Origin of the sequence: Meiothermus cerbereus (assembly GCF_051297115.1) — a bacterium.
Lineage (GTDB): Bacteria > Deinococcota > Deinococci > Deinococcales > Thermaceae > Meiothermus > Meiothermus cerbereus_A.
Genome location: NZ_JBEVAL010000051.1, coordinates 1 through 18,331 on the forward strand (window position 1 = coordinate 1; position 18,331 = coordinate 18,331).

18 protein-coding genes are annotated in these 18,331 nt (G+C 60.9%); 10 read left to right on the top strand and 8 right to left on the bottom strand.

Going from position 1 to position 18,331, the window contains the following annotated elements:
- Window positions 1-171: 171 nt before the first annotated feature.
- Window positions 172-1,284: a type IV pilus twitching motility protein PilT gene (locus ABWU19_RS10550; protein ID WP_435901650.1), complete on the bottom strand. Its 1,113-nt coding sequence runs from the start codon at window positions 1,282-1,284 to the stop codon at window positions 172-174.
- Window positions 1,285-1,521: 237 nt separating this feature from the next.
- Here ABWU19_RS10550 and ABWU19_RS10555 point away from each other — a divergent pair, with 237 nt between their 5' ends.
- The 10 genes from ABWU19_RS10555 to purD all read left to right on the top strand — a co-directional run bounded on the left by ABWU19_RS10555 (window position 1,522) and on the right by purD (window position 12,911).
- Window positions 1,522-1,956, top strand: coding sequence for a universal stress protein (locus ABWU19_RS10555; protein ID WP_435901651.1), 435 nt, complete (start codon window positions 1,522-1,524; stop codon window positions 1,954-1,956).
- Window positions 1,957-2,079: 123 nt separating this feature from the next.
- Window positions 2,080-2,865: an ABC transporter permease gene (locus ABWU19_RS10560; protein WP_435901652.1), complete on the top strand. Its 786-nt coding sequence runs from the start codon at window positions 2,080-2,082 to the stop codon at window positions 2,863-2,865.
- A gap of 283 nt (window positions 2,866-3,148) precedes the next feature.
- Entirely contained in the window at window positions 3,149-6,259 is a 3,111-nt protein-coding gene (locus ABWU19_RS10565; RefSeq protein ID WP_435901653.1) for a tetratricopeptide repeat protein, read from the top strand.
- 166 nt (window positions 6,260-6,425) lie between these two features.
- Window positions 6,426-6,632 carry a hypothetical protein gene (locus ABWU19_RS10570; RefSeq protein ID WP_435901654.1) on the top strand — a complete coding sequence of 69 codons (207 nt, stop codon included), beginning with the start codon at window positions 6,426-6,428 and terminating at the stop codon, window positions 6,630-6,632.
- A gap of 4 nt (window positions 6,633-6,636) precedes the next feature.
- On the top strand, window positions 6,637-6,849 hold the full coding sequence (locus ABWU19_RS10575) for a double zinc ribbon domain-containing protein (protein ID WP_435901655.1): 213 nt from the start codon (window positions 6,637-6,639) through the stop codon (window positions 6,847-6,849).
- Window positions 6,850-9,477 carry a C1 family peptidase gene (locus ABWU19_RS10580; protein WP_435901656.1) on the top strand — a complete coding sequence of 876 codons (2,628 nt, stop codon included), beginning with the start codon at window positions 6,850-6,852 and terminating at the stop codon, window positions 9,475-9,477.
- A gap of 72 nt (window positions 9,478-9,549) precedes the next feature.
- Window positions 9,550-10,158: a dihydrofolate reductase family protein gene (locus tag ABWU19_RS10585; protein ID WP_435901657.1), complete on the top strand. Its 609-nt coding sequence runs from the start codon at window positions 9,550-9,552 to the stop codon at window positions 10,156-10,158.
- Window positions 10,159-10,251: 93 nt separating this feature from the next.
- Window positions 10,252-10,905 carry an HAD family hydrolase gene (locus ABWU19_RS10590; protein WP_435901658.1) on the top strand — a complete coding sequence of 218 codons (654 nt, stop codon included), beginning with the start codon at window positions 10,252-10,254 and terminating at the stop codon, window positions 10,903-10,905.
- Window positions 10,902-11,522, top strand: a complete 621-nt coding sequence (gene purN / locus ABWU19_RS10595; protein ID WP_027877062.1) for a phosphoribosylglycinamide formyltransferase — start codon at window positions 10,902-10,904, stop codon at window positions 11,520-11,522. Before ABWU19_RS10590 ends, purN begins: the two co-directional genes overlap by 4 nt.
- A gap of 147 nt (window positions 11,523-11,669) precedes the next feature.
- Window positions 11,670-12,911 carry a phosphoribosylamine--glycine ligase gene (purD, locus tag ABWU19_RS10600; protein WP_027877061.1) on the top strand — a complete coding sequence of 414 codons (1,242 nt, stop codon included), beginning with the start codon at window positions 11,670-11,672 and terminating at the stop codon, window positions 12,909-12,911.
- Between the two features lie 51 nt (window positions 12,912-12,962).
- On the opposite strand, the gene ABWU19_RS10605 is transcribed toward purD, so the two are convergent.
- The 7 genes from ABWU19_RS10605 to rpmH form a co-directional block, all read right to left on the bottom strand.
- Window positions 12,963-13,739, bottom strand: coding sequence for an inositol monophosphatase family protein (locus ABWU19_RS10605; protein ID WP_027877060.1), 777 nt, complete (start codon window positions 13,737-13,739; stop codon window positions 12,963-12,965).
- Window positions 13,740-13,787: 48 nt separating this feature from the next.
- Window positions 13,788-14,654 carry a peptide chain release factor N(5)-glutamine methyltransferase gene (prmC, locus tag ABWU19_RS10610; protein WP_435901659.1) on the bottom strand — a complete coding sequence of 289 codons (867 nt, stop codon included), beginning with the start codon at window positions 14,652-14,654 and terminating at the stop codon, window positions 13,788-13,790.
- Window positions 14,638-15,246: a protein jag gene (locus ABWU19_RS10615; RefSeq protein ID WP_027877058.1), complete on the bottom strand. Its 609-nt coding sequence runs from the start codon at window positions 15,244-15,246 to the stop codon at window positions 14,638-14,640. The genes prmC and ABWU19_RS10615 overlap by 17 nt, the downstream gene beginning before the upstream one ends.
- Window positions 15,247-15,492: 246 nt before the next feature.
- The gene (locus ABWU19_RS10620) at window positions 15,493-16,869 is read right to left on the bottom strand and encodes a YidC/Oxa1 family membrane protein insertase (RefSeq protein WP_027877057.1); all 1,377 of its coding nucleotides are present in this window, start codon (window positions 16,867-16,869) and stop codon (window positions 15,493-15,495) included.
- 13 nt (window positions 16,870-16,882) lie between these two features.
- Entirely contained in the window at window positions 16,883-17,140 is a 258-nt protein-coding gene (gene yidD, locus ABWU19_RS10625; protein ID WP_435901660.1) for a membrane protein insertion efficiency factor YidD, read from the bottom strand.
- A 47-nt stretch (window positions 17,141-17,187) separates the two neighbouring features.
- On the bottom strand, window positions 17,188-17,520 hold the full coding sequence (rnpA, locus tag ABWU19_RS10630) for a ribonuclease P protein component (RefSeq protein WP_435901661.1): 333 nt from the start codon (window positions 17,518-17,520) through the stop codon (window positions 17,188-17,190).
- A gap of 86 nt (window positions 17,521-17,606) precedes the next feature.
- Complete coding sequence (rpmH, locus tag ABWU19_RS10635; RefSeq protein ID WP_435901662.1) at window positions 17,607-17,765, bottom strand: 50S ribosomal protein L34; 159 nt, start codon at window positions 17,763-17,765, stop codon at window positions 17,607-17,609.
- Between the last annotated feature and the right edge of the window lie 566 nt (window positions 17,766-18,331).

The window sequence follows — 18,331 nt, forward strand, 5'->3', positions numbered from 1 at the left end:
AGAAATCGTTCCCTCCGTGTCCCTGTCCATGTTTTTCAACTTTTGTCGTGTACTTAGGCAGCCGAGTTAAGCGAGTTCAAAAAGCCCAGTACAACGTTTTTGTTGTACTGGGCAAATTATTTGCCTCCAGACGCAGAGAAAATACGTACGCCACCCCTGCTCGAGGTGCCATCAGTTGCCCTGCCGCGCGACCGACTCATCAATGAGGGTCTGGCGGGCGGCATTGATTTGCAGGGCCTTCACCTTGACGTACTGGGCGCTGGTGGCGTGGGCCAGGGCGGTTTCCAGATCAATCTGGTCGCGGGCGTAGAGCTCGGCCAGGTGATCGTCGAAGGTCTGCATACCATCCAGCGAAGAGTCCTTGAGGGCCTCGTAAATTTCGTTGGTGCGATCGGGGTCTTTGATCAGGTCGCGGATGCGCAGGTTGCCCTTGAGAATCTCCATCGCACAGACCCGCCCACCTTGCTTGTTGGGCAGCAGGCGCTGGGAGACAATTCCCACCAGCGACTCGGCAAAGAGGATGCGGGCCACCTCCCGCTCGTGGGGGGGGAAGAGGTCGAGCACGCGGTTGACGGTACGCACGGTGTCGAGGGTGTGCAGGGTAGAGAAGACCAGGTGGCCGGTCTGGGCCGCTTCCAGGGCTGCCGCCGCGGTGGCATGGTCGCGAATCTCGCCGATCATGATCACGTCAGGGTCCTGGCGCATGGCCGCCACCAGCCCATCCTTGAAGCTGGGGGCATCCTGCCCAATTTCCCGCTGTACCACAATGGATTTTTTGCTGCGGTGCAGGTACTCGATGGGGTCTTCCAGGGTTACGATCATCTTGGAGTGGTGCTGGTTGATTTCGTCGATGATGCGGGCCAGGGTGGTGGACTTGCCCGAGCCGGTGGGGCCGGTTACCAGCACCAGGCCTTTTTCCTTATCGCGGAAGTAGTTGATGGTTTCTTGGGGCAGTGAGACTATCCGGAGCTTATGCTCGTCGGAGTTGACCACCCGCATTACGCAGCTTACCGAGCCTCGCTGGCGAAATAGGTTGACCCTGAAGCGGGCCACGCCCGGCACGGCATAGGCCAGGTCTACCTGGCTGCGCTCGGCAAAGGTGGCCTTCTGCCGCTCGTTGCACATCATGTCAACAAGCGCTTCGGTGTACTGGGGGGTAAGCGGACTTTGGGTAATGGGGGTGAGTTTGCCGTGGAGCCGGGCCATGATGGGCAGACCCGCGTGCATATGAATGTCGGAAACCCCTTTAGCAACCAAGCTGGCAAGTAGTTCGGGAAAGGTCATAGGCAATTGCGATTGTAGGCGGGTTTGCTTGCTGGGCTCGGCTTAATAACCACAGGGCTGTTACATTAATTTTGCTTGTTTGTGCTTGACGGGCCTCGAGCCAGAATGTTCTATAACAATCGCTTTTTTTCTTGAGAGTGGGGGCGTTACATGGCAGGGTTGGGGCGTTACAAACCTAGGGGCTTTCGTCCCAACCGGCAAGATTTAGATTAGAAGCAACAAGAAAGGGAGAGTTCAATGTACAAAAAAATCCTGATGCCCACCGACGGCAGTAGCTGCAGCCAGACCGCAATTCGCGAAGGCCTGGGAGTTGCCAGGAGCATGGGAGCCCAGGTGACATTCTTGTATGTTGTGGAGAACATCAGCTCGAGCCTGTGGATTAGCCCTGAAAGCGTCCCCTACGGCCTGGAACTGATCGAAGACCTCAAGCGGGTGGGGAACGAGGCCCTGAGCAAAGCCCGCGAGCTGGCCCAGGCTGCCGGGATAGAAGTCGAGACCAAACTGGTAGAGGCCAGGCCGGTGGAGGCCATTCTGGCCGAGGCCAAAGACCATGACCTGATCGTGATGGGAACCCACGGGCGTAGCGGGCTGGATCGCTTTATGCTGGGCTCAGTAACCGAGGCCGTGCTGCACCGTTCGGATAAGCCGGTGCTGGTGCTGCGTTGCAAGTGAGCCTGGGGCCCGCCGATACCCCGTACAGCGGCTGTTGTACTTGGGTATGTGCCACCCGCTGTGCAGCGCTGTGGATCCAATGGGCGGCGCGACCTTCTCGGGCCCCTGGCATAAACTAAAGGGGTGCTACGCAAGCTCCGCGCCCTGCTGGCCGCCTGGTATGCCTACTTCCTGGAATACCGCGCCGAGGTGCTCTTATGGGCCCTCTCGGCCATGCTGCCCCTGATTCTGATGGGGGTCTGGACCCAGGCCGCCGAGGGGGGCAGCTTCGCGCTTTCGGCCCCGGAGTTTGCCCGCTACTTTTTGAGCGTCTTCCTGGTACGCCAACTCACCATCATCTGGGTGATCTGGGAGTTCCAGGAGGACGTAGTACAGGGGCGCCTGTCGTTCAAGCTTTTGAAGCCCATAGACCCGGTCTGGGATCACCTGATGCAGCACCTGGCCGAGCGCCTGACCCGGCTGCCCTTTGGCCTTCTGATTGTGGCTATTTTTTTGCTGGTCTATCCGCAGGCCCGTTTTGTGCCGGAGCTCGAGGGTGTGCTCCTGGGCCTGGTGGCCTCGCTAACAGCCTTCCTGTTGCGCTTCTTGATGCAGTACACCTTTGCCATGCTCTGTTTTTGGACCGAGCGGGGCGCAGCGGTGGAGGAGCTGTGGTTCGTGGCCTACCTGTTTTTATCAGGGCTTATTGCCCCGCTTTCGGTGTTTCCCGAGGCGGTGCGCAACTTTGCCCTGCTCACCCCCTTTCCTTACCTGGTCTACTTCCCGGCAGCCTTGTTTGCCGGGCTGCCCCTGCCCGGTAGCGTGGGCCAGGGCTTTTTGGTGTTGGGGATCTGGTTCGGGGTCTTCTGGTTGATCAACCGCTGGTTGTGGCGCAGGGGGCTTCGGCAGTTCTCGGGCATGGGCGCGTAGGCACCTGTACCATAACGGCTTCGTAACGCGGTTTGGACTATCCTCGAGCCGTGTCCAAATTTCGCCTGCAATTGCTGGGGGTGCCTGAGACGGAGCAGGCCGGGAAGCTGTTGCAGCGGGTGGGCAAGTACAACGACACCGGCAGCAAGGATGAGCGGTTGAGCCGGTGAACAGATGCCCACAATAACACCTCTAAGCAAGAATCCTCTGCAAGCGCAGAGGATTGTTTTTGGGTGGGGTAACGCCGATATAACGCGGGTTCCGCTAGCCTGGAATCTGGGTCATGGCTAGACTGGAGACTACGGATACCCAGGTGGAGCTCACCGCCTTGTTACGCCCGCGCCTCAAGAGTGTCGTGCTCAAGCGGGCCGGGCTGGCCCTGGCCCTGTGGGGCGAGCCGGGTGTTGGCAAGAGCCACCTGGCCCAGCAGCTTTTGCGGGAGACCCCTTGCCGCAGTTTTGGCTTTCATGCCCTAACGCCGCTGGGCGCACTGGTACGCGGCCTGCCCCACCCGGATAGGCTTCCTGCCTGGGTCGAACCCCTGCTGCTCCGGCTGCAAAAAGGTGAAGCGCTGGACGGTCCAAGAACGGCAGAGGCGCTGGGCGCCTTGCTGGCTGCGCTGGCTCCGGTGGTGCTGCACCTGGAAGACATCCACGAGGTCGGCCCGGAGGGCCTCGAGTGGATTCAGGCCCTGGCTGCCATTGCCTTGCGAACCAGGGGTGTGGCCTTGCTGGTTACCAGCCGCAGCGCACCCCCCGAGCCCTTTGAGGCGCATCGCCTGGTGCCCCTCTCTCCCCAAGCCGCGCAGGCCATGCTCGAGGCCACGCTGGGAAGTCCGTTGCCCGGCGAAGCCCTGGCCTGGATTTATGAGCACGCCCAGGGCAACCCCCTCTTTAGCCTGGAGTATCTGCGCTATCTGGCCCGGCAGGGCTTTTTGTGGAGCGATGGGCGGCAGTGGCACTGGCGGCCTCCCCAGGCCGGCACCCTACCCCATACGGTGGAGGCGCTTCTGGAGCAGTGGCTGCACCAGGCCGCGCATGCTCCCACCCTGCGCCAGACCCTGGAAAGCAAGGCCCTCCTGGGGCTAGGGGCCGACCCCGCCGTGTGGGCCAGGGTAGCCGGGCTTTCGCCCGAAGAATTGCACGCCGCCCAGACGGCTTTAAGGCGGCAGGGCATATTTCGGGGCGAGGAATTTGCCCACCCGCTCTACCAGGAAGTGGCTTTGCGGGCTCTGCCACCGCAAGCCCAGCGTGGGTATGCCCAAAGGGCGCTCGAGGCCCTGGCCCACCAACCGCTGGCTGCCGCGCGCTACCTCGAGGGAGCCGGACTGCAAACCGAAGAAATTCTGGCCCGCCTGCAAGGTGCTGCCGAGGCGGCTCAGCAGCAAGGCGATGAGCTACAGGCTGCGCGGCTGTGGGCCAAGGCAGCCCTTTATGCACCCGCTCCAGAGCGCACCGCGCTGGCGCTTGCGGCGGCCCAGGTTCTGGAAAGCGCCGACCGCCCGGAAGCCATGCGGCTGCTGCGGTGGGTGCTGGAGGACCAGCCCAACCATCCCGAGGCCCTTTTCCTGTTGGCGGGCTGCTATGCCGATCAGGGTGACTCGCGCGAGGTGGAGCGGCTGCTAGGGCGCTTCCCGGACCGCGAGAAAACCCCGTTGGATTGGGCCAAGCGGCGGATTGCCCTGCAGTTTGCCCTGGGGGACTACAAAGGTGTGCTGCAGCAATGGGAAGCCCAGCCGGAACTGCACACCGACCCCGACCCCAAGCTGGCTTATCACATTGGCTTTGCCCGCACCCTACAGGGCAACCACACCGGGGCCGAAGCCATCGCCAGAGCAGCCTTGAATTCCCAATGCGCCCCGCTAAATCAGGCGCGGCTGCTCACGGTTTGCGGGCTGGCGCGTTTCTACCAGGACGACCTCGAGGCCGCCCTCTCGATATTCAACCAGGCGGTAGAGGCCGCCCGCAGCGCCGGCAAACCGGCCTATACGGCCTCCACCTTGCACAACCGGGCCATGGTGCTGGAGGAACTCAGCCGTGAAGCCGAGATGCTGGCCGATACCGAAGAGGCCCTGCGCCTGTATGCCCAGGCGGGAATCAGCCGCCATTACGCCAGCACCCTCACTAAAAAAGCCCGCATTCTGCACGAGATGGGCCAGTACGAGCAGGCCGAGGAAGCCTTTGGCGAGAGCCGGGAAATCCTGCTGCGAAGCGATGCCTCGAGCTTCCTGATTACCTGTGAGATCCAGCTCAGCAACCTCTACCTGGACTGGCAGCCCACCTACGGCAACGCCCTGGCCCTCAAACACGCCGAACACGCCGTGCAGCTTGCCAGGCCCTTTGGCGGCAGCAAGCTGTTTATGGCACTGTGCCAGCTTTCCAAAGTAGAGACCCGCTTGGGACGGGCTGCACGGGGCCTGGAAACAGCCGAGGAATGCCTGGCGATGGCCCAGGGGTTTGGAATTAAGCAACCACAGTACCAGGCCCTGACGGCCAAAGGGCTGGCCCTGGCCGAACTGGGCCAGCGCGAAGCGGCCCGAAGCTGCCTGCAGGAGGCCTATCAACTGGCCTCGGGTTCGGATTGGCAGGTGTATGCCGAACGCATCGGCCTCGAGCTCGACCGTATCACCGCTAACCTCGAAAGCGCCCGTGTCCATTTGGCCTGGTTCGAGGCCCGTGGCCTGCAGAACGGAGCCTACCTGGCCCGCCGCTACTTCCCCCAGCTCGAAGGGCAGCCCCCGGCCAGTCCAACCCCGGCCCTGCTCCGCCTGGAGGTGCTGGGGCCCATGCAGTGGAGGCTGGAGGGCAGAAGCGAGGCAGTGCGGGGCCAGAAACGCAAGGAGCTGCTGGCGGCCTTGCTCGAGGCGCGGGTGGCTGGGCGGGGCGAGATGGATAAGCTCGAGCTCCTGGACAGCCTCTACCCCGGCGAGAATGAGGAGAAGGCGGCTTCCTCACTTAAGGAGCTCATTCATACGGTGCGCTCGAGCCTGGGGGCCTGGGTTGTGGCAACCACCCCCTCGGGCTATGCCCTGGGCGCGGCGGTTGACTCCGACCTGGAGGAGTTTTTGCGTACCGGTGAGGCCCGCTTGTGGCGGGAGGTTTACCTGGGGGGGCTTCCCTCCTTGTACGAAACTGTGCGTGAGTCGGTCTATCTGGCCCTGCACAGTAGCGCTCAGGCTTTGCTCGAGGCGGAGCCCCGGGAGGCCGCCCGGCTGGGCAGAATCCTGCTGGAGGCCGACCCCTACGACCTCGAGGCTTTGCGCCTGACCCTACAGGCCCTGCGGCGGTGTGGGAACCACAAGAGCCTGGATCGGCTCTATCAGGAGGTCCGGGGATGGATGCTCGAGGTGGGCGAGACCCTGCCGGTGCGCTGGCAGAGCTTCCTCACGACCTGATGTCCAGGTGCAGTGTGTGCTTTGCGGGCAGGCGGGGGCTGTAGCGTGCGCCCGGACGATGACCCCCTGCGGCGGTGAGGGCCGTTGGCTTTTCGGCAAAACCCCGACTAATTCTGACCGAAATCTAACCAACCTTAAAGCACCCTGAGGGTCGAAAGGAGCAACCATGTTCGACCCCAGATTGCACAACCTGGCGCTGCTATGGCTGGCCGGCCTTGGCTGGGCTGCGGGTACTACCTACAGCATTGTGGTGAACGGCAAGACCTACCTGCCCCTCTCGGCGGGGGTTGGCTACAGCCTCAGGGGAACCACGCCCACCCTGGGCATGGCCGCCGCCAACCAGCCCCCCGGTGGGGCCAAAGAAAGGAAGTGAGTATGTGGAAGAGAAACCTGCTGTCTTTTATCGCATTTGCCCGTACTGCAACCGCGCCGTTACGCTTGGCTCGCCGGAGCGCTACTGCCTCAACGACGGGGAGCGGCTGCTCGAGGCCTGTCCCCGCTGCGGGGCCCGCTTCACCTCCCCATATGCGCGATTTTGTGGAACCTGCGGGCTCGAGCTCGCCAGCGTTTTAGCAGAGAGGAGGAATTAGATGAAAGCATATAAGTGGTTTGGAATACTTGTTATCCTGATGGCTGCATTGGGCGCCTGTTCACCTGGTGGAAGCAAGCCCGATCCCAATCTGTTCAGCGAGGCCAACGCCTGGAAGGAAGGCCTTCCTGCCGATGCCCAGATGGTAAGCCCGGAGGAGTTCCAGAAGGGCATTGCCTCGGGCGAACTGGCGCTCTCCAGTACGGCTTCTATTGCTGCGGCCAGGCAGGCTCGAGAAGCCCAGTACCAAAACGACAAGCGCTTCCTGAGCGGCATCTCTAACCCGGACCCCAACACCGCCGCCCTGCTTGCCGAGGCCGCGGGCAGCCCTGGATTCGAGGGCGACCGCCCAGTAAGTGGGCCGGATGGAGCTTCGGTGGTGCTGTTTGGCCTCGGAACCCAGCTGCGCAACGCTGTCGAGGTGCACCAGCGCGCGCAGAGCGTGGACAACGCCCTGGACGACTACGCCTTGAGCTATGCGCTCCTGCCCGAAGACCTCAAACCCCGCGCCCCCAGCCCCGATAGCCTAAAGGGGAAGCCGTTGGCCGAGATTAAAGCGGCCCTCCATCAGCTCAACGAGCTGCTCGGAAGCCAGCCGGCCAGCCTGCGCACGGCCCGGCTCGAGCCCATGGGAGGCATTCAACCCCAGGCCATCAACCCAGGCAACGGCACCGACAACAACGGCCCCTGCAATTCCACCAACCTGGTTAAGCGCTTCTGGTTTCCCCTGAAAAACTTTATCAGCCCGGTTAAGAACCAGGCCAAACGCGGTACCTGCTGGGCCTTTACCGCCATTGGAGCAGTGGAAAGCCGCGAGCGGGTGCAAAACAACAACCCAGCCGACCTTTCCGAGCAGTTTTTGGTCAACAAGGTCAAGCAGGACTGGGACTCCAGCGACTACACCGACGGTTACTGGTCGGAAAAGGCCCTCGAGACCGCGGTAAACAAGGGCCAGAGCTTTCCCGGCGAGGGGGGCTGGACCTACAACGGAGCCAATAGCCGTCCCAGCGTCAAGGATGGTGATAGTGGCTCGTACGCCAATAGCTGCAATGGCTATACCGGCACCTGCTCCGATACTGCCCACCAGAGCCGCCGGGTCTGCACCACCTTTATATTTACCTTTTGTGGCTACGCCAAGGCTACCTTTGGCGGGCCGGGGGTGGCTTCTTCGCGCACCATCCAGGTCTGGAAAAATGGCGACACCTTCGACCTCAACCGCTTGCGCAACTACCTTTCGCAGGGCTACGTGCTGCTGGCCTCGTTCCCGGTCTACAAAGGCTTCATGGACGATGTGAAGAGCGACGGTGTGGTGAGCAACTACAGCAAGACCATGCTCGACAAGGGTAAAGAGGTCAGTGGTTCTTATGGCGGCCACGCCGTACAGATTGTGGGCTTTTTGTCCAACCAGGATATGAGCGAGTTCGGCAAAACCCCCAACATTGGCGGGGGTGGGTATTTCATCGTCAAGAACTCCTGGGGCTGTGGCGCAGGCGATGGTGGTTTTTACTACGTCCCTGCCGATTACGTAAGCAGCATCTTCAACTCCCTGAGCGTGCTGAACTTCGATGCTCGCCGCAGTGAGGCCTGGAAGCGAGAGCAAGCCGCGCCAGGCAGCTCCGAAGCGCCTAAAATCACCATCAAGACCAACCCTGCTACGGTGCAGCTGCGCGTCGAGACCAACCTGGCCCAGTTCTTTAGCGTGACCCACCCTGTTGCCAAGAGCGTTGACCTAACCGTGACCTCAAACCTGGACGGCACCCTCTTTAATGGCAGCTGGAGCACCGACCGCAACAGCCTGTTCGGCCCTGAGCTCAAGCGCACCTTCACCACGGTGGGCAGCAGGACGCTGACACTCCTGGCCCGGTACGGCAGCAGCCAGGCCAGCAGCAGTTTTGTGGTTAACGTGACCAACACCCCGCCCACCCTGACCCTGCAATACGGCGGCACCCCCCGCCAGGGCGAGGCCTACCCCATCACGGCCCTCATTACCGACCCCAACGAAGCCGATACCAACCAGCTATGCAGCAAAACCAACTGGTCGGTAGACGCCCCCGACACGCTTTCGACCAGTACGGGCTGCTCGGTTTCGGTTACCTTTGGTGCAACCGGCACCCGCCAGGTTCGTGTCACTACCCAGGATAGCGAGGGAGCTACCGCCGCGCAAACCCTCAACCTGAATGTCCTGGAGCCGCCTGTCAACCCCTATCCCAGAATTACCGACTACGGGGTGTACTCGAGGGAGTACTCAGGTGGGCTGTTCCGCATCTGCACGAGCGTAAAGGTAGCGGGCGGCAGCACCATTGTCTTGAGCGATATAGGTTGTACCCTCCGCATTGGGCCTACCCCTACCCGCTACTACGGCGGGATTACCGTGGAAAACCCCAGCAACGAAGCCCTGACCTACGACTGGAAGCTCTACGTGAGTGGCCCAGGCTTTGACAAAGTGCTCCGCGCCGATAACGCTTCTACGAGCAACGTTTTCGACTTATACAACGTCTACAATGCTGGGCTGGGCACCGACAATTGCCGTGTAACCGTAAAGGTCAACGCCCCCGACCCCAGCCGCAGCAAGGGGCCCATCACGGTGTGGACGGGCCGGTGCACCTACTACTCGTTCAGGCTCAACTAGAACGTGATTCCGGTAAACACAACCAGAATACGGCGCACCGTGCGCCGTATTCTCCTGAAGTAGCATGCAGAAATGCGAAAGATTATCGGTGCGGTGTTTGTATCGCTGGACGGTGTGATGCAAGCCCCTGGAGGGCCAGAGGAGGATTGCAGCGGGGGGTTTGAACTCGGCGGCTGGATCTGGGCGTATTCCGACGACATCACGCGTGAGGCCGTGCAGGGCTATCTGCTGGGTGCGCCCTATGCGCTGCTGCTGGGGCGCAAGACCTACGAGATTTTTGCCCCATACTGGCCCCAGATGCCCCCGGAGAACCACATTGCAGCCCGGTTCAACCCTACGGCCAAGTATGTGCTCTCGAGCCGCGACCTGACCCCCACGTGGCACAACAGCCACCGCTTGCCCAACCTGGATGCCCTTCGAGAACTCAAGGCCACCGAAGGCCCCGACCTGCTGGTGCAGGGAAGCTCGACGCTCTACCCCCAGCTGCTGAAAGCGTGCCTTTTGGATCGGCTCATCGTCCAGACCTATCCGGTGGTGTTGGGCCAGGGCAAGCGGCTTTTTGGCGAGGGTACGCCGCCCGTTGGCCTGAAGCTGGTGGGTAGCGTGGTTTCGACTACGGGTGTGGTGATTGCTACCTATGAGCCCACAGGTCATAAACCCCAGACCTCCACCGTGCCCTGAGCAAAAGTCTCCTCCGGGGTACTTGTCGGCCAAAGACAAGGGCGCCATAAGCGGCGACACCGGGGCCAGTAAATGGTATTTTGAGCAGCAACCATGAACACCATCGCGGCAGACCTAGAAGGCACCCTAACCACCGGCGAGACCTGGCGGGGCATGGCCGCCTGGATGCAGGCGCACGGGCGGGCGGGGGAGTATCAGAGGTTTTTCTATCGCAACCTGCCGGGCGCTGTGGCCGCACGGCTGGGCCTGGCAGATAAGCGGGCCTTTCAGGATCGCTTTATGGAAGGGGCCGCAGGGCTTTTGGCGGGGTTGGGGCAGGCCGAGCTAACCGCCGTGAGCGAGTGGGTGGTTACCAACGAGCTCTGGCCCAAGCGACGGCTCGAGGTGCTGGACGAATTGCTCAGGCTGCGGCAGGAAGGGCGGCGGCTGGTGCTGTGCTCGGCCACCTTCCAGCCCATTCTGGAAGCCTTTGCGCGGCGGCTGGGGGAGGGGGTGGAGGCCCTGGGCACACCCCTCGAGGTCGAAGGTGGTGTTTTTACCGGTCGGCTGCGGGGGCCAGTGCGCTCGGGGGCTCATAAAGCCGAACACCTTGGCAAGTTTTTGCAGGGAGAGGCGCTCTTCGCGGCTTATGGCGACAGCTTGCCCGACCTGCCGATGCTCGAGCTGGCCGAGCAGCCGGTGGTGGTGTACCCCGAACCCAGGCTGCGCCAACTGGCGATGGCGCGTAACTGGAGGATTATCGGATGAAACATTTTCCTCTGGGACGACCCGCCCGCATTGCCGTTATGGCCTCGGGGCGCGGCAGCAATCTGGAAGCCTTGCTCAAAGCCTTTCCCCACGACAACCCACTGGGCCACATCGTGCTGGTCATCTCCGATCGGCGTGAAGCTTTGGCCCTGCAAAAAGCGGTTGAGGCCCAGGTAGAAGCCGAATACGTGCCCTGGCCCAGGAACCGTACACAAGGTGCAGCCGGCACTACCGGGCGCTTTCAGTTCGAGCAGGTAGCGGGCCAACTCCTGCGCGACCACCACATAGACCTGATTCTGCTGGCGGGCTTTATGCGCCTATTGTCGCCGGAGTTTGTGCAAGCCTGGGAGGGGCGCATCCTCAACATTCACCCCTCGCTTTTGCCGCAGTTTCCCGGCCTCTTCGCCCAGCGCCAGGCCCTCGAGGCGGGGGTGAGCGAGACGGGCTGCACCGTGCACTTTGTGGATGCCGGTATGGACACCGGCCCCATCGTGTTGCAGCGCCGGGTTCCGGTACTGCCAGGCGATACCGTGGAAACCTTGTCGGCCCGCATTCTGGAACAAGAACACCTGGCCTACCCCGAGGCGGTGCGGATGGTGCTGAGGGGGGAGGTATGATGCCAACCCCAACTGAAGTGTTGTGCAGCACAAACCCGAAGCTGCCCCACCGCTGCCTCAGGTGGGGCCCTCAGCAAAAAGAGCGAGCTTCGGGTGGGTTCGCAGGCCCCTATTCGCTGTTCACTGCCCCCTGTTATTCTTAGCTCCGTGAAAGTATTGGTCGTTGGTTCGGGCGGGCGGGAACATGCGATGTGTTGGAAGGTGGCGCAGTCGCCGCTGGTGAGCGAGCTGTACGCTGCACCAGGCAACCCTGGTATGGCCGAGCTGGCCGAGTGCATTCCCTGGGATGGTGACGTGCAGGGGTTGGCCGAGTGGGCCGACCAGGAAGGCATCGAGCTAACCCTGGTGGGGCCGGAAGCGCCGTTGGTGGAGGGAATCGCCGATGCGTTTTTGGCCAGGGGCCTGAAAATTTTTGGGCCCACCCAGCAGGCTGCCATGATCGAGGGCTCCAAGGCCTTTGCTAAGGGGCTGATGGAGCGCTTTGGCATTCCCACGGCCCGGCACAGGAGTTTTAGTGACGTACTGGACGCCCTGGCCTACCTCGAGGGGGTGGGGGCGCCCATCGTGGTCAAAGACTCGGGTCTGGCCGCGGGCAAAGGGGTAACGGTGGCAACCAGCCTGCAACAGGCCAAGCAGGCCGTAGCCAACATTCTTTCGGGGCCAGAGCGCACCGAAATCGTAATCGAGGAGTTTTTGAGCGGCTCCGAGGTCACTGTGCTGGCCGTAACCGACGGCATCACCATCAAGCCCCTGCTGCCCTCCCAGGATCACAAGCGCTTGCTCGACGGCGATACCGGCCCCATGACCGGGGGCATGGGGGCTATCTGCCCCTACCCTTTGGCGCCGGGCCTGCTGACCGAGATTATCGAGCGGGTGCTCAAACCCCTGGTGGATGGGCTGCGGGCTGAAGGGATCGTCTACAAGGGGGTCATTTACGCTGGCCTGATGCTCACTGACGATGGGCCCAAGGTTCTGGAGTTTAACGCCCGTTTTGGCGACCCCGAGTGCCAGGCCATTCTGCCCCTGCTCAAGACCGACCTGGTGGAGCTGGCCCTGGCGGTGGTGGAGGGCCGCCTGCACGAGCTGACCCTGGACTGGCATCCGCTGGCTTCGGCCTGTGTGGTGATGGCTGCGCCGGGCTACCCCGACGACCCCCATAAAGGCCTGCCGCTGTCGCTGCCCCAGCGGCCCCCCGAGCAGGTGCTTTACTTTCAGGCTGGAACCCGCAGAGGCCCGCAAGGCCTGCTCACCAACGGGGGCCGGGTGCTGAGTGTGGTGGGGCTTGGTGAGGATCTGCGCCAAGCCATTGAGCGGGCCTATGTGGGGGTGGGTGCGGTCAGATTCGAGCACGCCATTTACCGGCGGGATATCGGGCGCAAGGTTATTTGATGGCTGCCCTCGAATGTTGCACTCTTCTTGTGAAGAGCGCTCTATCCAGCCCTATCGCCCGTGTATGGTGTCCAGCAGAGGCTGGTGAATCAGGCCGTTGGAGGCTACCAGGTAGCGGTTGCCCAGCCGGTAGGCCTCCCCCTCCATGCCCGTAACCGTACCCCCGGCCTCGCGGATGATGAGCCAGCCTGCGGCCACATCCCAGGGGTTGAGCTTCACCTCCCAGAAACCATCCAGACGCCCGGCGGCCACGTAGGCCAGGTCGAGGGCGGCAGCGCCGGGACGCCGCACCATAAGCCCTCTGGTCAGGGCCCGCTGGAAGTAGACCAGGTTTTCGGTGTCTTTGCTAACGTCATAGGGGAAGCCGGTGGCCAGCAGGCTTCCCACCAGGGTGGCTCGAGGGGAAACCCGGATGGGGCGGCCATTCATGAAGGCCCCGCCCCCCTTGGTAGCGGTGAATAGGTCGCCCCGGGCGGTATCGAGAATCACTCCCAGCACCACCTCGCCGTGGGCCTCGAGGCCGATACTCACCGCATAAAAGGGAAAACCGTGGGCGTAGTTTACGGTGCCATCCAGGGGGTCTACAATCCAGCGAAAAGCCCCTTCTCTGTCCTGGCCCTGCTCCTCTCCCAGCACCACGTGGTCGGGGTGGCGCGCGGCAATGAGTTCTCGGATGGCCGCTTCCGACTCGTGGTCGGCCTGAGTAACCAGGTCTGTGGGGGTGGACTTGCTGCTTAGGGTAAAACCCTTCTCCTGGTAGTACTGGTGAATGCCTTTGGCCAGATAGGCTGCATCGAGGGCGGTCTGCAGGTATACACGCAAGTCCATATTTCAGATTCTATCGCGGTTTTTAGTGATTCTGCTGGGCCTCTTGCTTTAGGCATCCGCAAAGTTCTGGGATTCGACGGGCTTCTGGCCTACCAGATAGCGGGGCCGCTGGGTCAGGTCAGGTAGCACCCGGGCCTCGAGCCAGCCCTGGGCGGTGGCTTCGGCCAGCAGCGTGTAGACGTTTTCGGGGGCCAGTTCCAGCCACAGCCAGCCCCCAGGTTTGAGGGTCTTCCAGGCCTGGGGTAGCAGTTCGCGGGCCACCTCCAGGCCATCCGGGCCGGCGTAGAGGGCGGTGGAATCTTCGTAGGCCAGCTCGGGCGGGGCTTCTTCGCGGTAGCTGTCGGGCAGGTAGGGGGGGTTGGAGACAATCAGATCCAGCCCCTGCAGGTTGGCGGTAAAGGGGGCTTCCAGGAAGGTGACCTCGAGCCCCAGTTGCAGCGCGTTTCTGCGGGCCAGCTCGAGGGCTTTGGGGTTGATGTCGCTGGCCCAGACGGTGGCCTGGGGCCGCATGGCCTTGATGGCCAGCGCGATGGCCCCGCTGCCGGTGCCAACATCCAGCACACGAGCCGGTTTGTCCAGCGGCAAGTGGGCCAGGGCGTGTTCGACCAGCCCTTCGGTCTCGGGCCGGGGAATCAGAACCCCGCGCTCTACCCTGAGCTTGAGCCCATAAAACTCGGCTTCGCCCAGCAGCAGCTGCAAGGGATAGCCCGAAAGCCGCAGGCGCAACATGGCCCAGGCGGCTTCTTCTATGTCCGGCGGCACGGATTCTGTAAGCCGTAAGGCCAGCTCATGGTCGCTTAGCTGGGCTGCGTGGGCCACCAGCCAGCGCGCTTCGACGGCGGGTTTCCCGGCAGCCAGCAGCTCCTGTTGCAAAGCCTGCAGAAGCTCTAAAAAGCGCTTAGGCCTGGGGGTCATTTTCGGGTGTGCTGGCCTCCCGCGGTAAGACCACCACATGGCGTTCTTCCCCTTCGCCCACCGAGGTGGTGGTTACTTTGGGGTGCTGTTTGAGCATCACGTGAATCAGGCGCCGCTCGCTGGGGCGCATGGGGGGCAGTTCGATGGGCTGACCGCTCACCTCCACCTGCAACACCGCGTCGGAGGCCATCCGCCGGATGCGCTCTTCGTTGCGGCGACGGTAACCTGCCGCATCCAGCACCACCCGGTAAGCCGGGCCGAAGTGCTTGGCCATGGCCACATTTACAATGAACTCGAGGCTTTGCAGGGTTTTGCCCTCGCGCCCAATCACCCGCCCCGAGTCGCCTCCCAGAATCTCGACCCGGAACAGCTCGCCATCCTGGGCTATTTCCACCGAATAGGCTGGGTCTAAGCGCAAGAGCAATCCCACCATAAAGTGCTCGAGCACGCTTTTGGGGTCTTGTGCCTGGTTGGGCTGGGTCACGAGTGGGGCGGCCTCTTCCTCCTTCAGTACGACCTCGGGGGCGCTTTCGTTTTCCCCAATCCCCAGGTCGGATAACAGATCATCGAGTCCACGCTTTTTGTCATCCATAGCTAATCGTCCGATTATAGCTTACCAAGCATAGACAAAAAACGCCCCCAGTTGGGGGCGAATAAATATATACTGACTAGCAGCCGTTACCAAAGGAAATTGCTAAGAAAAGTGTTGTAAATCCCTAGAAGTTCCATCAGGATTTCCATTTTTTTCACCTCCTCACACAGAATTATTTCAAACCAACCGCACGATTGACATCGTGCGGTTGGTTTTTCTATTGCTGGATGTAAAAAATCTAAACTACTAGCTGGCTACGAAAGGCTTTCCAATCCCAAGTTGCTTATTTATCAAGTACTGCTGGCCTACTCCCAGGATGGTGAACAAGGTGTAATATAAGTTCACGCCCGCAGGAAAACTAAAAAGGATAAAAGCAAAAACGAGATTGATTATTATCCCTTGCCGAATGGCATCCCTGTTTCCTGCCGCGGTCATAAGCGTAGACAAAAAAATGACCAGTATGTAAATGATAGGAAGAATGTAGAGCGGATCCGGCAAGGCCAGGTCTGGAACCCAAAGAAAACCCTGACCAAACTCATAGCCCGACATTAGTTTGAACATCAAGAATAGGATAGGCATCTGCAAAAGTAAGGGAAAGCAGCCGCCCAGGGGGTTGATCTTGTGCTCCTGGTAAAGCTTCATCATCTCTTCTTGCTGCTTTTCCTTGTTGTCTTTGTACTTCTCCTGAATTTTTTTCATCAGGGGCTGGATTTTTTGCATCTCGGCCATGCTCTTATACTGCTGGTGCATCAAGGGCCAAAACAATATCCGAATCAAGATTGTGACCAGCACAATTGCCAATACCCAGCTACCCCCGGCCAGTTTGTGGGCTTCTTCTAACAGCCACAGCAGGCCAAGCGAAATCTGGCCCCAGATGTTGGGCTGGAAAACCCCCGGCAGCTCATAGAAGTTCTCCACGTTCAGACGCACCAGCTCGTTGGCGCCGCCATATACCTTGAGATTAAAGTTGCCCGCCGGGACGCTAATCTCTGCGATGCCTGCGCCATTGAGCTGGGTGAGGGTGATGGGGGTGGGGGTTTGGGGGCGGATAAACATGGCAAAACCCGCGCTCTTTTGGGTCTGCCAGCCCACGTACACTGCCGGGCCTTGCCCTGCGTTAAGGGGTTCTTTATTGCCCTGCCCCAGCCACTTGGTGATGGGGGTGTCGGTTCCGCCAATGCCGGCCCAGACCAGCTTGCGAGGGGTGGGGCTTTGCACATCTACGTCGATGGTCAGGAAGCGGGGGTGGACGGTGTAGGTAAGAGTGGTGCTACCGTCGCTAAAGCGGGCGATGAAGTCGGCATCGGGGTTGCCTGCTTCCCGACGGATAAACTCGCGGCTGCTTGGGGTGAAGCCCTCGAGGGTTCCGGGTAGGGTCTGGCTCGAGTGAACCAGGTTTGGAGCGCGGTCGTAGTTGCCCTTGAAGTCGGTGGCGCGCACAGTTTTGATGTACCAACCCACAATCTGACCCTGTTCATTGAAGGCGATGTCGGCCAGGTTGGTGACGGCCACTTTTTCGGGCTTGCCGTCTTTGTTGACGTCTACCTCGCGCCACTCGGGGGTGAGGGCGAAGGCGGGGGCCAGGGCGATCAAAGCCAAACTTATCCAGAACCAGCGTTTCATCCAGTTGCTCCTTTTACTTCAGCGAGTCCAGGGGATTCCAGCGGACTCGAGGCCTTTCCTTAGGTACATAATCCAACCCACCCGGGTGCAGGGGGTGGCACTTAAGAACACGCTTGAGGCTCAGGTACAGGCCCCAAAAAGGCCCGTGGCGCTCCAGCGCTTCCAGTGCATAGTGGCTGCAGGTTGGGTAGAAGCGGCAGGTGGGCGGCTTCAATGGAGATATAAAGCGCCGATAAAAGCGCACGCTGCCCTTTAGAAACTGGTTTAACATCTCAGACCGACGCTCCGGGTTTCCACAATAGAGCAAACCAACCTGTGTCATTGTACCAGCCCGCTCTTTTTTAGGGCATGGGTTAGATCCTTTAGTAAATCCCAGTAGGACGCGCCCACCGCCTCGGGCTGGGCCACCACCACCATCTCGCACGGCGGAAGGTGCATTTTTCGCAAAATTTCCCGCAGGCGACGGCGAATCTTGTTGCGCACGGTAGCTTTTTTGGACACCTTATTGGAGACCACTATGCCCACCCGCACCGGATTGAAGGCGTTGGGTCGTAGCGGGAACCAGCGCACCATCAGGTACTTTCCACGCCCCAGGCGTCCCCCACGAAGGCGCTGGAAGGCTTTTTCACCTTTGAGGGAAGAGAATGGCATGGATGCGTGGCCAGGTCTTATGGCTAATGTTGCGCACAGGGAAAAAAAACTCCCCAGAATCGGGGAGCCAGGAAAACGCCCTGGGTCTAGCGGCGCAGCTGAGGCTCGCTGCTGACGGTCAGCTTCACGCGGCCTTTAGCGCGGCGGCGGGCTAGTACTTTGCGGCCTTCGGCGGTCTTCATCCGGGCGCGAAAACCGTGGGTTTTGGCCCGTTTACGCTTGTTGGGTTGCCAAGTGCGTTTCATCGCTTCCTCCAAAAAACTGGCCAGGTTAGAGCCAGAAAAGTAATCCTGCCGGGCCGAGCCAGGCAACCCTAAAAGTGTAGCACATTGGCCCCAAAGCGGGAAGCGGGGGATCGGGGCGCCAGGTTGCTCCAAGCCTCTTCTGGCTGGGCTCGAGGCTGTGGGTCAAAAGCAACGCAGGGCCAGGGCTAAGTGTCTCCATAAGCGAAATGCGAGATGCCGTACCGAAAGTTCGCTTTAGGAATTGCGCCAGGTATGCATTGACTCATTCCGCTGGTTTTGCCAATCTGCCCTGGCGCAACTTAACGGAGGGGGTGGGCTTCGCGTAACAAAAAAACTTCATTTTGTGCAATGCCTGCAATATAACGTTTTTTTGCATGCAAGGCCACAAAACGTTGACATAATATAGGGCCCATCGGTATACTCTAGCCCAACCAAACGCTTGTTTGTTAGTCGAGTAGGCAATGCGGGGTATGAGCCTTTGAAGGGACGTTTCTAAGTACACGACAAAAGTTGAAAAACATGGACAGGGACACGGAGGGAACGATTTCTAAGCTGGCGTTCGAGGA